This window comes from Corynebacterium sp. (genome assembly GCF_030532715.1).
In the GTDB taxonomy this organism is placed as follows: Bacteria; Actinomycetota; Actinomycetes; order Mycobacteriales; family Mycobacteriaceae; genus Corynebacterium.
On record NZ_JAUNKO010000002.1, the window covers coordinates 257413 to 270929 of the forward strand.

Below are 13517 nucleotides of genomic sequence, written 5' to 3' on the forward strand. Positions count from 1 at the left end.
TGCCTGACTGAGGGGGTTTCGTGGGGCCGCGTTCGTTGCAATATGACTACAACAATGAAGGCCGATTATTTTTCAGGGCGCTGGCGTCCTGAAACTGTGCAATCCAGGGGATGTTTACTGCTGGGTTAGTCGTCGCCGAGTTGGGCGTCGAGGCGTTTGATATCGCGCCGGCGTTGGTTGCGCATCGAAATGGGAACTGCAATGAGTGCGAAGACGAATCCTACGATTGCTCCGCCGATGATTCCCCAGTGGCTGCTTGCGGGTTCGGCGACGCTGACGCTGTACCACATGCCGGCCACCCATAAGATGCCGCTGGCGCCGACGCTTAGCATTTCGAGTTTGCTCAACCGGAGATTTACCGGGACGGGGATATGGTTGCGTAACCACCGAGTGCCAATGATGGAGCCTAATAGGATCGGCACGATCATGAGGAGCGAAATATAGCTGTATCGACTGGGTAATACCCAAGCAACGATTGCTGCAACCCAGAAGGAGATTAAAGTTGTGGCGGCTTGGGTGATTGAGTTTGCCTGGTGGACGATCGCGGCTTGGTATTCGTCCTCGGTTTTTTGGTTGATTGTTTCGATGACTGAGTTTGCAAAGTTCATTGCCTTATCCTTCCTGTTCTTCTCCGAATACTTGCTCGACTGTTTTGCCGAGAATCCGGCAGATCGCAAGGGCAAGATGCACGGAAGGCGAATAGTTTCCTTTCTCAATATTGGCGATGGTCTGGCGTGAAACTCCGACCTGCTGGGCGAGCTCCGCTTGGGAGAGCTCGGCCCAGCGTCGGTACTTTCGCACCATGTTCGCCGACTGTGACGTGTTCACATGACAAAGTGTAAAAGATACTTTACAAAGCGGCAAGGAAACCGGTCGGAATGTGAATAAAACTCGATAACCGGGGTGCGAGCGACCAGGCAGTGGGATTTGTGCCTTGTGTTTTGGGCAGGCGGGAATCGGCGATGGTCAGCACAAGGACCATCGCCGTGGGAGTGTAAAGCTGGATGCTAGCCGTGGCGTGGCTCAGCATTCAAAGGGCGAGCCCAATCCCAATCTGGGCGGCCACATAGGCCGGCGCCCCAGCCCCCCGAAATGTAGAAATCTAGTTCGCGTGCAGGTCGGCGTTGAGCTCCACGGCGGCAGATTTCCACGGGGTAGCTTCGATGGCGCCGGTGATGGAGTTGCGGCGGAAAAGCACGTTGTTTGCGCCGGAAAGTTCCACTGCCTTTACTGCGTAGCCGTTGGATTTGCCGAAGGCTTTGGCAACGTCACCAAATACGGTGACTTTGGATCCAGCGGTGACGTAGAGGCCGGCCTCGACCACGCAGTCGTCGCCAAGCGAAATGCCTAAGCCGGAGTTCGCGCCGAGTAGGCAACGTTGCCCCACGGAAATAACTTCTTTGCCGCCGCCGGACAGGGTGCCCATGATGGATGCGCCGCCGCCTACGTCGGAGCCGTCGCCGACAACGACGCCACCGGAAATGCGGCCTTCCACCATGGAGGAGCCGAGGGTGCCGGCGTTGAAGTTGACAAAGCCTTCGTGCATGACAGTGGTGCCTTCGGCGAGGTGTGCGCCGAGGCGGACGCGGTCGGCGTCACCTATGCGTACGCCGGTGGGCATGACGTAGTCAACCATGCGCGGGAATTTGTCCACGGAGTAGACGGTTACCGGGCCCCGGGTTTGCAGCGCCGCCCGCGTGAGTTCGAAACCTTGTACGGCACACGGGCCGTGGTTGGTCCATACGACGTTCGCAAGCAGACCGAACACGCCGTCGAGGTTTGCGCCGTGCGGGCGGACGAGCCGGTGGGACAGCAGGTGCAGCCGCAGATAGGCATCGTGCGCGTCGATGGGCGCTGCGTCGAGGTCCGCGATGGTGGTGTGGATGAGTACGCGTTCGGTGTTGCGGAGGTCATCCCGCCCAGCCAAGGCGACGAGTTGTGGGTGTTGATCGTCGCCGGTAACGCGCTCGGTTCCCGCAGGAAGGGAATCGTCACTGAGTTCGGGTTGGGGGAACCAACAGTCGAGGACGGTGCCGTCGTGGGCGTAGGTTGCTAATCCGTAAGCTTGTGCTGCAGTCATGGGATCTAAGGTTACCGCACGGCCTTTTCATCGGTGGCGGCGTCCGCCGGTCGGCGCCGCGGAATCGCGGACAGGAGCACCAGCACCACGCAGATGACGGTGACGGAGGTGATTTGGCTGCGGGACTGGGGGTCGGCAAGCATGAGTAGGGTGAGGCCAACGAGGCAGGCCACAGTCAGCCACGGTAGCCACGGCCAACCCCACATTCGAACAGACACATTTTCCTGCTTGGCCAGTTCTGGGCGGAGTTTGATGTAGCTGAGGCCGATGACAACCCAGAGGACCACCAGGCAGCCGCCCACGGCGTTGAGTAGGAAGTCCAGCAGGCCTTCCGGGTTCCAGTACTGCAAGCCGACCGATGCGAATGCGAACACCATGGACAGCAGCACGGCGTTAATTGGCACGCCTTGTTTGTTGGTGGAGGCGAACAGGGCGGGGGCGTCGCCACGCTGTGCGAGGGAGAAGCAGAGGCGTGAGGTGGCGTAAATCTGGGCGTTGAATGCCGAAAGCAACGCCAGCACAATCACGGCTTCCATGATGCCCACGATGCCCGGAATGTTCGCCCTAGCCAGGATCACGGTAAACGGAGACTCGGCGGCGGACTTCGCGCCGTCGATCTGCGCGTAGGGGAGCAGGAAGGTAATGACCAGCACCGAGCCCAAGTAGAACACGGAAATGCGCCAAATCACGGACCGCACCGCGGTGGCAATCGCACTCGAAGGGTTGTCCGATTCCGCGGCGGCGATGGTGATGATTTCGATGCCGCCGAACGCGAACGCAACAGCCAGCAAACCGGTGGCCCACCCGGAGATGCCATTGGGCATGAAGCCAGCCTCGCCGAGGAAGTTACTGGTGCCCACGTATTCCGAACCGGGCAACAGGCCGAAGATCAGCAACGTACCAATGGCCAGGAACGCAATGATCACGGCGACCTTGATAAAAGCGAACCAGAATTCGAACTCACCGAAGCCGCCGACTTGGGCGAGGTTTACGGCGGCAAAAAATGCTACGCACACCAGTGCGGGAATCCATGGGTCGACGCCGAACCATTGGCCCATGAATGCCGCCGCACCGGTCATTTCCGCACCCAGCACCATGGTGAGCATGAACCAGTACAGCCAGCCAAGCGAGAAACCGGCCCACCGTCCGAACGCCATTTCGGCGTAGGTGGAAAAGGAGCCGGAAGCGGGGCGCGCCGAGGCCATTTCGCCCAGCATTTGCATGATGCACACAATCACCGCACCCGCGAGCATGTACGCCAGCAACACCGAAGGGCCGGCGGCACGGATGCCCACGCCGGTGCCGAGGAACAGCCCGGCGCCGATCGCGGACCCGAGGCCCATCATCGTGAGGTGGCGTGTTTTCAGGCCGGAACCGAGTCCGGCTTCTGCGGTATCCACGTTCGTCATGGGGTTTACCCTATATTGCAACGTTACGAGTGTCCCGCTTGCCCCCAAGAAAACGAACTTTACCCCCATTTGTGCAGCTTCGCGGGGTAGGCGATCCTAGACTCGCCGGGCGACGATTTCCCGATAACCAGGCTCTACGCGCAGCTGCCAATTGTGTTGCTCGGCGATTCGCGCGGCGGGGGCGAGTTCGTCGTGGTCTGCGAAATACAGCAGTGTATCTGGCTCGACGATGACATTGTTGCCCACGTGGCAGTTGTCGCCGAGAGAAATGCCGATGATTCCGGAGCTCACCCCGAACCGACAATTCTCGCCGATCACGAGCGGGATGCGCCCGCCGTCTTCGGTGCGCTGGCACATAATGGTGGCGGAAAGCCCCACCTTGGTGCCTTCCCCGATAACCACACCGGAGGACAACCGCCCTTCAACTTTCGCCGGCCCGAGTGTGCCGGAGTTAAAGGACACGAACCCTTCCCGCATGACGGATGTGCCGGGCGAGAGGTAGGCGCCTAGCCGCACCCGTTCCGCCTCGGCGATGTGCACGCCGGTGGGCACCACGTAGTCAACCATGCGGGGTAGCCGGTCGATGCCGTAGACGTGGATTAATCCCCGCGAGCGCAGTGAGGTGCGGACAAACTCGAAATTGTCCGGCAGGCAGGGGCCCTTGTTGGTCCACACGACGGTGGCTAACCGCTCCATGATGCCCTCGACGTTGATTTCGTGCGGGCGCACCATGCGGTGCGAAAGGAGGTGGAGGCGCAGGTAGGCGTCGTGCGCGTCTACTGCGGGTTGGGCGAGGGATTTGATTGAAGTTTTGATAGCCACTTGCTCTACCATGCGGTCTTCATCAAGTTTGACTAGTGAGAGCATTTTGGGCGAAAGGTCTTGGGCGCCGAGGCGTTCGGAGCCGGTGCGGGTGAGGCCCGTGGACAACTCGGGATGGGGGAACCAAGTGTCCAGTACTGTTCCATCCATTGCGATATTAGCGATGCCAACGGCGTGCGCACCCACGCCATGCAAACCCTGAATCGTCATATGTTTATCGTACTGTGCCGTGTGTAGGTCACCCGCGATTAGGTGGCTAGAGTTGGGTGCGTGAATTCACTTAATCTGACAGCGGATCCGGTTCGCCTCACCGCCGAACTTGTGGATATTCCTAGCCCTTCCCACCATGAGGGCCCCATCGCCGATGCGGTTGAGGCGGCGGTGCGCGCCATCGACGGCGTCGAGGTGCTGCGTTTTCGCAACAATGTTCTTGCCCGGACGAATCGGGGGTTTGCTACTCGCGTAATCCTCGCCGGGCATTTGGATACCGTGCCGCCCGCCGACAATGTTCCATCCCACCGCGAAGGCGATATTTTGTTCGGTTGTGGCACGGTGGATATGAAGAGTGGCGACGCCGTGTTCCTTCATGCCCTTGCTACGCTTGCGGGTTCGGAACATTTGCGCCGCGACATTACCTTGATTTGTTACGAGGGTGAGGAAGTTTCGGACGAGTTCAATGGCCTAGGTCATATTGCCGCCGAGCACCCGGAGTGGTTGCGCGGGGATGTGGCGATTTTGGGGGAGCCGTCGGGTGCGATGATTGAGGCGGGTTGCCAGGGTTCGATTCGTCTGCGCATTACGGCGACGGGGAAGCGCGCGCATTCGGCGCGTGGGTGGATGGGGGTGAACGCCATGCACGTGTTGGCTCCGGTGATTTCGCGGGTTGCGTCGTACGAGGCACGGCAGGTGGATATCGACGGCTGCTCCTACCGGGAGGGGCTCAACATCGTCCACTGTGAAAGCGGCGTGGCCACCAATACGATTCCGGATGAGGCGTGGATGTTTGTGAATTTCCGCTTCGCCCCGGATCGCAGCGTTGACGATGCGTTGTCGCATATGTTGGAGGTGCTGGCGTTGCCCGCCGGGGTGGAGTATCACGTTGATGATGCTGTCTCGGGCGCGCTACCTGGCCTTTCGCAGCCGGCTGCTGCAGAGCTCGTGTCCGCTACCGGCGGGAAGTTCCGCGCCAAGTACGGTTGGACTGATGTGTCTCGGTTTTCCGCGCTCGGTATCCCAGCCGTGAATTTCGGCCCGGGTGATCCGGCGTATTGTCACACCCGCGACGAGCAGTGCCCAGTGGGCATGATTACGTCCGTGTCCGAGACGCTGCACAAGTACCTCACTACGTAGTTCGATTGGAACCGACATGAACAAAAAGCGCCGCCCACCACAGATGCGCGGACCTGTGCTGTCCACGCAACCTGTGGAGACCACCACCGATCAGCGTCTTCTCGACGGCCGCCCCGACTCCGACTGGCTGCACAAGGATCCGTGGCGGGTGCTGCGGATCCAAAGCGAATTTGTCAATGGGTTCGGCGCGTTGGCGGAGATTCCCACCGCCGTGACGGTGTTCGGGTCCGCCCGTATCAACGGCAACCATCCGTACTATGTCAAGGGTGTGGAGTTGGGGAAGCGTCTCACGGAGGCTGGCTATGCGGTGATTACTGGCGGCGGTCCGGGCTTGATGGAGGCGCCGAATCGGGGTGCCGTGGAGGCTGACGGCATGTCGGTGGGCCTGGGTATTGAGTTGCCGCATGAGCAGAGTTTGAATGATTGGATCGACCTGGGTTTAAACTTCCGCTATTTTTTCGTGCGGAAAACGATGTTCCTGAAGTATTCTCAGGCGTTTGTGTGTCTGCCCGGCGGCTTCGGCACTCTCGATGAATTGTTCGAGGTGCTGTGTATGGTGCAAACAGGGAAAATTACGAATTTCCCCATCGTATTAATGGGGGTTTCGTTCTGGGGTCCGCTGGTGGATTGGATTCGCGAACACTTGGTCGCCGAGGGGATGATTTCCCCGCAGGACATGGATCTTTTTGTGCTGACAGATTCCGTTGAAGAGGCTGTGGACACGATTGTCGCAGCTCACACGCGTTAGGGTGTTGTATGCTGCTTTGGTTGGCTTACACGGTGGCCGTAATCATTGTGATTGTGATCCTCACGTTTGTGTTCGGCGCATTGTTTGGTCGTGGGGAGGAACTTCCGCCGCTGCCTGCAACGTCCGACATTATTTCGCACAACCGTGCGAGTATCGATCGGGGTGATATCACCGCCTTGCGTTTCGACACCGCCTTGCGGGGTTATAACCAACAACAAGTCGACGATGCTCTTGCTTACTTGCTTAAACAACAGCAGAAAAACAGGTTAGACTTGGAAGATACCAAGTAAAAACCTGAGCAATGTTTGGAGTTGGGTCACCGATGGCAGCGATGAAGCCTAGGACCGGAAACGGCCCGATGGAAGCGGCGGAAGAAGGCCGGAAGATCGTCATGAGGATTCCCACCGACGGCGGCGGCCGTTTGGTGGTGGAGCTGAATAAGCAAGAAGCCGCAGAACTTGGCGCGCTATTGGTCGCCGCTGCTGAATAGTTCATTCGCAGTCTCCGATTGTTGCACATCCACCGAGCGTGAGGGGCGGGGCATTTTTTCGTGCCTGCTGCCGTTACAATAGCCGAAACGCATACCTTTCAAAGGAGACGTACCGTATGTTGACCGATGTCATCGATGTCCTCGCCGATCCGGTGGACGGCACGGCCTTGGCCATGGATGCTGGCGCGTTGAAATCCGCTTCGGGCAACGTGTATCCAATTGCGGCGGAGGGGTTTGTGACGCTCGCCGGTGGCGCCGGTTTGCGTTACACGGGGGATGACGCGGACATGATTCACTCCCGCGAGCTGTTTTTGTCCCGTGGGCATTACGGCCCGTTTGTGGAGGCAGTGTCCAACCAGGTGCATTGCGCCCTCGACGATGCGCACTTGGGTGAGGATACCGCACCGGTGATCTGCGAAATTGGCGCTGGCACTGGGTATTATCTTTCCCACACGCTGGATGACGTCGCTGGTGCTCGCGGCGTCGGCATTGATGTGTCCGTGCCTGCGGCGAAGCATTTGGCCCGGTGCCATCCGCGTGCTGGGGCTGTGGTTGCGGACGCGTGGGCGCGCCTGCCGTTGCAGGATGCTTCCATCGACGCGATTACCGTGATTTTCGCCCCCCGCAACGCCGCCGAGTTTGCCCGCGTGCTGAAACCCGGCGGCCAGGTGGTAGTGCTTACCGACGACGCGGGCCACCTCGCCGAACTGCGCGAACCGTTAGGCATTATTGATGTGGAACGCGGAAAAGTTGATCGCATGATCGAGCAGGCCGCCGGCCATTTGGTGCCGGTTGGGGAGCCGGAGCCGGTGGAATTCCGCATGACGCTGGACCAGGATTCCATCGCCCACCAGATCGGCATGAGCCCGTCGGCGCGGCACATCCACCCCGATGTGCTTGCCGAACGTATCGCCGCGCTGCCGAAACAGATGGAAGTCACCGCCCGCGCGGTGATTACCCGGCTGGCCCGCGCTGGGGCTTAGAGCTCTGCGCCGGTGACCTCGTAGCACTGCAAGATGGTTGCATCGCCCGAGGTTTCCACCTCGAGGCGGGCGCAGTGGGTGTCAAAGTAGACGCGGCTGGCCATGGTGGCCACCCCGCCGTCGGCGAAGATCTCAACGGTGGACCCATCGACGAGGATGGTCAGGGCGTCCGTGTCCGCGGCAATCAACTCGGCCTCAGCGATGGGGGAGCCGAGGTGGTGCGGGTTCATGGAGCGGTCGAATTGTAGCCGGTCCCCAGAGTGGCGCACCACACCCGCGATCGAATCATCCGGGTTGTATAAGGTGACGGTGACGGCGCCTTCGCTGGCGTCGAACAGGCCCGTCCACAGGCGCGCCCAATTGGTTTGCTCCACAGCCGCCGGCAAACCAAACGCTGGCGTTTGGAACAGCAACCCTCCCTCCAGCGTGGTCAGCCGCGGCACCGACAGGCAATTCGCCCACTGCTCGGATCGCAAACTTAAATGCGTGGTGGGATCGTCGTAGCGGCCAATTCCGTTCATCAACCCAAAGAGCGCGGCGCGGCCGTACGTCGCGTGATCTAAGGTGTTCGTGTTGCGGGGGCGGGTGAAATCGTGGCCAAAGTCCAAGCGCTGGAAGGGGGTGCGCACATGGAACACCGTGCCATCAAGGGTACCCACGAGGTAACCGGAATGATCCACCCCGTCCCGCTCTAAGGTCACAATGAGGATGTCAAACACTTCTTCGGAGTCTGTGGCGAGTTCGTCCCGCAGCTGAATGATGCGCGGAGCCACCAAGCGCCGCTCCTGCTCCACATTCGTCGTACCCGCAAAGGTCAACGGGCCGCACACCTTCCAGTTGCGGCGATCGTCCGATTCCGCAATGACCAGTGTGGGGGATTCGCTTTCGCCGGTCACCGCCAGCATGAGCCACCCATCGTTTTTGGGTACCACACACGGAGAACGGAAATCCGTGTAGCCGTCTTGGTCGCTCAAGACCTCCCCGCAGCGGACGACGTGCTCGTCTAGGTGCAGCGCATCGTCCGAAATCTCCGCAAGGGTTTCGGTGATGTTTTCGATCGTGGCGACGTGGATGCTGCAACCGGTATCCGTTACCGAAGTGAAAAACAAATCCACCGTATCCCCATCGTTGGCCACCGAGCCGGCGCGCAGTTTGGTTTCCGCGCCGACGGGGGCCAGCACGTCGTCGCAAATCACCCAATCGTATGGGGCGGCGGGGGAGACTTGGTGCGCCCAGCGAGCCGCGGCGTCGATAGTCGGTTGGTATTGGTGGAAAATATGCCAGGAATCCGTGCTCCGCAATACCCCGGCCGGGGCGTTTAAAATACCTTGCTCAGCTGTGGCGTGAAGTTCCGGATGGTGCGATGCGTGCGACATGGTTTAATCCTTTACTTCCGCGGCGTGGAGTTGCTGGTCAAGAACGTCAGGATTCAAACTCGCGGCAGAAACATCCATCGCCAGCGGCAGGCGCGACTGCAAGTCCGTACCCGGGCACGCTTTGGCGCTTCCCTGATGCACCGTGAAATGGGGCACCGTGGAATCCAACACGTCGCCGTCTTCCAAGCGGGCGGGCATCAAAGAATTCTGAAAGATTGTGTGCCATTCCACGGGAAAGCTGTGCACATCGTTCATGTCCCCGAGGATAGACATCCTCGGGGAGTCGTGCACGATTAGTTCGTACCCACAAGTTCTTTCGGGTGTACTGTGGCCACGTGGTCGCCGGCAGTGATCGGGCCGGGCGCGGCATCCACATCCACTCGACCACGCTTGCGATGGTTCGAAATAACTACCGGGGTGGCGGTGTCGAGGCCAGCAGCGCGGATCGCCTCAAGATCGAATTCCACCAGGACATCGCCCTGCTGAACGATGTCTCCCTTCGCCACCTTGAGTTCGAAACCCTTACCCTCGAGTTTGACGGTATCGAAGCCGATATGCATAAGCACATCCACGCCCTCATCGGTGCCGATCGCCACCGCGTGACCCGTGGGGAACGCCACCTTCACTTTGCCCGAAGCGGGGGCGCGCAATACCCCCTCGCTGGGGATGACCGCAAAGCCAGGGCCAATCTGGCCGGCGGCGAACGCGGCGTCGGAAACGTTTGCCAGTGGGATGAGTTCACCGGTTAACGGGCTGGCCAATCGTTCCGCGTCCTGGTGCTCCGGCTCCGGAATAAACGGCTCCGGTTCTGCCGCGTGGGTGACCGGCTGCTTGCGGCGCAGGTACATCGCGTAGCTGTAGGCCGCGGCGAAGGACAACACAAAGGAGGTAGCCACACAGACCAGGAACATTGGGATATCGCTCGCCTTGATGGACACGAAGCCGATGAACCCGGCGGCACCAAGTGCCACGGCCTTCACCTTGAAAATAGCGATCATGGCGCCCGTGATAGCGGCGACGCCCATGCCAATGTAGAACGGCCAGCGCAGGCGCAGGTTCACACCAAAGATGGCGGGCTCGGTGATGCCGAAGCACGCGGAGAGGCCGGACGCCATGGACAAGCCACGGAGCTTTTCGTCCCGGGTGGTCAACCCCACCGCCAAGGTGGCGGCACCCTGGGCAACGTTGGCCACGGACGCGGTGGCGAAGATAAACGAACCGCCCACAGCGAACAATTGCAGCTCCACCGGCGGGAAGGATTGGTGCAGGCCGGTGATCACGATGAGGGAGTACACCAAGCCGAACAGGAAGCCGCCAACGGGGCCGGCGAACTCATAGAGGCCTTGCAGGCCGTGAGCGAGGGTGTCGCCCAACCAGCGCATGGCCGGGCCGACGGCGATAAATGTGGCAAAACCGGTGATCAGCAGGGTGAGCACAGGCGTGACAAGGAAGTCCACGGTACCGGACAGTCGCTTGTGGAGGAATTTTTCCACCTGGGCCAGCAGCCACGACACCAGCAGCACGGGCAGCACGGTGCCCTGGTAGCCAGCTTGTGCGACGTCGAGGCCGAAGAGGTTCCAGTACTCCATCTTGCCTTCAGCGATGGTCTCGGCTACCTCGTAGCCATTGACCAGGCTGGGGAACACCATGGCCATGGCGATACCGGCGCCGAGGAACTCGTTGCCGCCGAAGCGTTTGGTTGCGGTGAAACCGACCAGTACTGGAAGGAACGCGAACGGCGCGGCGGCCAGCAGGTTGATCATGGACGCGAAGTCTTCGATCGCGGGGAATTGCGTGATCAAGGGATCCGCGCCGAACAGGTTTTCGGCGGTGAGGATGTTGTTCAACGCCATGAGCAAACCGCCGCCGACCAGGATTGGGATCAGCGGCACGAAGATATCGGCAAGCACTTTGATTGCGCGGCTCACCGGGTTGCCGGTCTGGGCGGCAACATCTTTGAGTTCTTCGGTGCTTACGGTTTTGTTGCCGGTGAGTTTGATGAACTCGTCGTAGACCAAGTCGACATCGCCCGGGCCGACGATGATTTGGTACATCCCCCCAGCCGAAAACGTGCCTTTCAAATCAGGGTCGTCGTCCAGGGCGGCCTGATTGATGAGCTCTTCGTCGTCAATGACCAGTCGCATGCGGGTGGCGCAATGCGCCGCCGCCTTAATGTTTGATTCGCCGCCGAGGGCTTCAAGCATCCTCCGAGCGACGTCTGCGTGGTTCATTACGTCCTCCAATGTTGATTTATGTTGGTAAAAACAACATTATCGGAAGTGGCTTGCATTGTATACCGAAGGAAATATGACTTACGTCACTTTAATTTTTCCGAATGGTTGGTTTCCAAACACCCGAACGGACATGCTTGTCCGACCATCTTCGAAAAATGCCTCCACGCACGACCCGTCTACCACGATGCGCGCGTCGATAGGGTGATCTCCGCTGCTCAGCGGGCCTCGACGCCGATCCCCGCCAGCGTGATACAACTGTGCCGAACGGTCGAGCTCAACCCACGAATCGCCGACGCTAAAGTGCATGAGCTCAGCGCCCGCGGTGTCGACAAGCGTTAGTCTTGCCCCCCGCGCAACCTCGAATGCGGTGGTTTCGGCGCGGGGCTGTTGCAATAACACGCCATCGGCGAGTCGTAGGCGGCGAACCATGGTTAGCGTGTGCACCCAGCCCTCGGCGGCGGTGGGCTGATCGTCCTGATCCGGCAGCCCCATCCAGCCGACCAGCCACGGCTCCGGCGCATTGTGGACCACCTGCGGGGCGTAAAACTCGGTGCCGTAATCCAACTCCGAAAACCCGCGCTCTACCACAAATCGCGTCCCCTCCAGCTGGCCCACAAGGTACCCGCATTGATGGTTGTTTGCGTAATGATGATCGACTGGGTCCAAGCCTTGGGGAAGGATAATCAAAACATCTTTGTCTGTGTTGGAAACCTCATCGCGCAACCGAATCAAATTTGGGCATTCCCACATGTAGCCGCCGGGAATCAAATCCGGCGCGTCCCCCAAACGAGCATTCGAGCAATCGAACGTGATTTCACCGGCGAAGGACCATGTGCGGCGATCCGCAGACGTATACAGCACCACCGCGCCTGTTTCGTCCGTGCGTTGCGCGCCCAAAAGCATCAACCACTGGCCATCGCGGAAGAGTACCTGTGGGTCCCGGTAATGCGCCGTGTAGCCCTCGGCTGGGCCCTCGATCAGCGGGTTGGCGGCGTCGCGAATGTGCGCACCCCCATGGGCCGCGTGCCGATCAACCACATGTACTAAATTCTGGGTGGCGCGTCGCTGGCCACCAGGCTTGGCGTTGCCTGTGTAAAACAGCTCCAGCTCGCCGTCCACCAGCACCGCAGACCCCGAATAACAGCCGTGCGTATCGTAATCAACTGCTGGGTACAACGCGTCAGGCAAATGCTGCCACCGCTCCGGTTCACCCGGCGAAATTTGCGCAATCGCATGCCCCCAGCCGGTGCGTTTTCCTGCGATGGGCCATTGCGGATCGTGCTGGAAATAAGCGTGTAACACGCCGTGTTCAAAATACAATCCATTGGGGTCATTTAATCGCCCAATTGGCGGCGCTAGATGAAACTTCGGGCGATAATGCGTGGGCGAAACCTGAGCGTGTTGTTCGGCATTCGGCATGTGGTGAGCTCCTAGCAAGGTGCGAGCAATTTACGGGGGTTGCGCGCGTGAGTGCGTGCGCGCTGGTACTGCCCAAACTACTCCGCTTTGACCTGCATTGCGCCGTGGCGTGCGCTACACTGGGCGCCTCAGGATTGAACGTGCCGACCATTGTGAAAGGTGAGGGCAGATTTTTATGGCAAAAACTTGGGTAAACCCGTATTTGCATTTCCGTGATTCCACCCGCGAGGTGATGAGTTTCTACCACAGTATTTTTGGCGGCAAACTGGACATGATGACGTTCGGGGAAGCGGGCCAAGCCAGCTCCCCGGAGCAGGCCGAACTGATCATGCACGCCCACCTGGAAACCGCCGATGGTTGGACGTTTATGGCGGCCGACGTGGGCATAGACTTCCACCCAGACACCAGCATCCAGCTTGCCATTGGCGGGCAGGCAGTGGAGCGCGAACGTGTCGCCGCATGGTTCGACGCATTGAGCGACGGTGGCGCCGTGGTTCTTCCGCTGGCGGAGGCGCCGTGGGGCGATATGTTCGGCCAGGTGCGCGACCGCTTTGGCGTGACATGGATGGTCAACATCTCCGTCGGTTCAAGCGCAGCCGAGTAACA

General features: G+C 60.0%; 15 protein-coding genes. 6 read left to right on the forward strand and 9 right to left on the reverse strand.

What is annotated here, in order from left to right:
• Positions 1 to 125: 125 nt before the first annotated feature.
• The 5 genes from Q4D83_RS04285 to Q4D83_RS04305 form a co-directional block, all read right to left on the reverse strand.
• Positions 126 to 608 (reverse strand): hypothetical protein, encoded by a 483-nt coding sequence (locus Q4D83_RS04285; RefSeq protein ID WP_303173279.1) that lies wholly within the window; start codon positions 606 to 608, stop codon positions 126 to 128.
• A gap of 4 nt (positions 609 to 612) precedes the next feature.
• On the reverse strand, positions 613 to 804 hold the full coding sequence (locus Q4D83_RS04290; RefSeq protein ID WP_303173594.1) for a helix-turn-helix transcriptional regulator: 192 nt from the start codon (positions 802 to 804) through the stop codon (positions 613 to 615).
• A 298-nt stretch (positions 805 to 1102) separates the two neighbouring features.
• Complete coding sequence (dapD, locus tag Q4D83_RS04295) at positions 1103 to 2080, reverse strand: 2,3,4,5-tetrahydropyridine-2,6-dicarboxylate N-succinyltransferase (RefSeq protein ID WP_303173280.1); 978 nt, start codon at positions 2078 to 2080, stop codon at positions 1103 to 1105.
• 11 nt (positions 2081 to 2091) lie between these two features.
• Positions 2092 to 3489 (reverse strand): amino acid permease, encoded by a 1398-nt coding sequence (locus tag Q4D83_RS04300; protein ID WP_303173281.1) that lies wholly within the window; start codon positions 3487 to 3489, stop codon positions 2092 to 2094.
• A 96-nt stretch (positions 3490 to 3585) separates the two neighbouring features.
• The gene (locus tag Q4D83_RS04305; protein WP_303173283.1) at positions 3586 to 4521 is read right to left on the reverse strand and encodes a DapH/DapD/GlmU-related protein; all 936 of its coding nucleotides are present in this window, start codon (positions 4519 to 4521) and stop codon (positions 3586 to 3588) included.
• A 60-nt stretch (positions 4522 to 4581) separates the two neighbouring features.
• On the opposite strand from Q4D83_RS04305, the gene dapE reads away from it, so the two are divergent.
• The 5 genes from dapE (at position 4582) to Q4D83_RS04330 (ending at position 7882) form a co-directional block, all read left to right on the forward strand.
• Positions 4582 to 5661 (forward strand): succinyl-diaminopimelate desuccinylase, encoded by a 1080-nt coding sequence (dapE, locus tag Q4D83_RS04310; protein ID WP_303173285.1) that lies wholly within the window; start codon positions 4582 to 4584, stop codon positions 5659 to 5661.
• 43 nt (positions 5662 to 5704) lie between these two features.
• Positions 5705 to 6409 carry a TIGR00730 family Rossman fold protein gene (locus tag Q4D83_RS04315; protein WP_303173596.1) on the forward strand — a complete coding sequence of 235 codons (705 nt, stop codon included), beginning with the start codon at positions 5705 to 5707 and terminating at the stop codon, positions 6407 to 6409.
• A gap of 8 nt (positions 6410 to 6417) precedes the next feature.
• Positions 6418 to 6699, forward strand: a complete 282-nt coding sequence (locus Q4D83_RS04320) for a DivIVA domain-containing protein (RefSeq protein WP_303173287.1) — start codon at positions 6418 to 6420, stop codon at positions 6697 to 6699.
• 32 nt (positions 6700 to 6731) lie between these two features.
• Positions 6732 to 6899 carry a DUF3117 domain-containing protein gene (locus Q4D83_RS04325; protein ID WP_303173289.1) on the forward strand — a complete coding sequence of 56 codons (168 nt, stop codon included), beginning with the start codon at positions 6732 to 6734 and terminating at the stop codon, positions 6897 to 6899.
• Positions 6900 to 7015: 116 nt separating this feature from the next.
• Entirely contained in the window at positions 7016 to 7882 is an 867-nt protein-coding gene (locus tag Q4D83_RS04330) for a methyltransferase domain-containing protein (RefSeq protein WP_303173291.1), read from the forward strand.
• Here the strand turns inward: Q4D83_RS04330 and Q4D83_RS04335 are convergent.
• From Q4D83_RS04335 to Q4D83_RS04350, 4 genes are all read right to left on the reverse strand, one after another.
• Complete coding sequence (locus Q4D83_RS04335; protein WP_303173293.1) at positions 7879 to 9258, reverse strand: GH32 C-terminal domain-containing protein; 1380 nt, start codon at positions 9256 to 9258, stop codon at positions 7879 to 7881. The two genes, Q4D83_RS04330 and Q4D83_RS04335, sit on opposite strands and share 4 nt — an antisense overlap.
• Positions 9259 to 9261: 3 nt before the next feature.
• Positions 9262 to 9513, reverse strand: a complete 252-nt coding sequence (locus Q4D83_RS04340; protein WP_303173294.1) for a hypothetical protein — start codon at positions 9511 to 9513, stop codon at positions 9262 to 9264.
• A 38-nt stretch (positions 9514 to 9551) separates the two neighbouring features.
• Positions 9552 to 11489, reverse strand: a complete 1938-nt coding sequence (locus tag Q4D83_RS04345; protein WP_303173296.1) for a sucrose-specific PTS transporter subunit IIBC — start codon at positions 11487 to 11489, stop codon at positions 9552 to 9554.
• A gap of 81 nt (positions 11490 to 11570) precedes the next feature.
• On the reverse strand, positions 11571 to 12911 hold the full coding sequence (locus tag Q4D83_RS04350; RefSeq protein ID WP_303173297.1) for a glycoside hydrolase family 32 protein: 1341 nt from the start codon (positions 12909 to 12911) through the stop codon (positions 11571 to 11573).
• 175 nt (positions 12912 to 13086) lie between these two features.
• On the opposite strand from Q4D83_RS04350, the gene Q4D83_RS04355 reads away from it, so the two are divergent.
• Complete coding sequence (locus tag Q4D83_RS04355) at positions 13087 to 13515, forward strand: VOC family protein (protein WP_303173299.1); 429 nt, start codon at positions 13087 to 13089, stop codon at positions 13513 to 13515.
• Positions 13516 to 13517 lie beyond the last annotated feature (2 nt).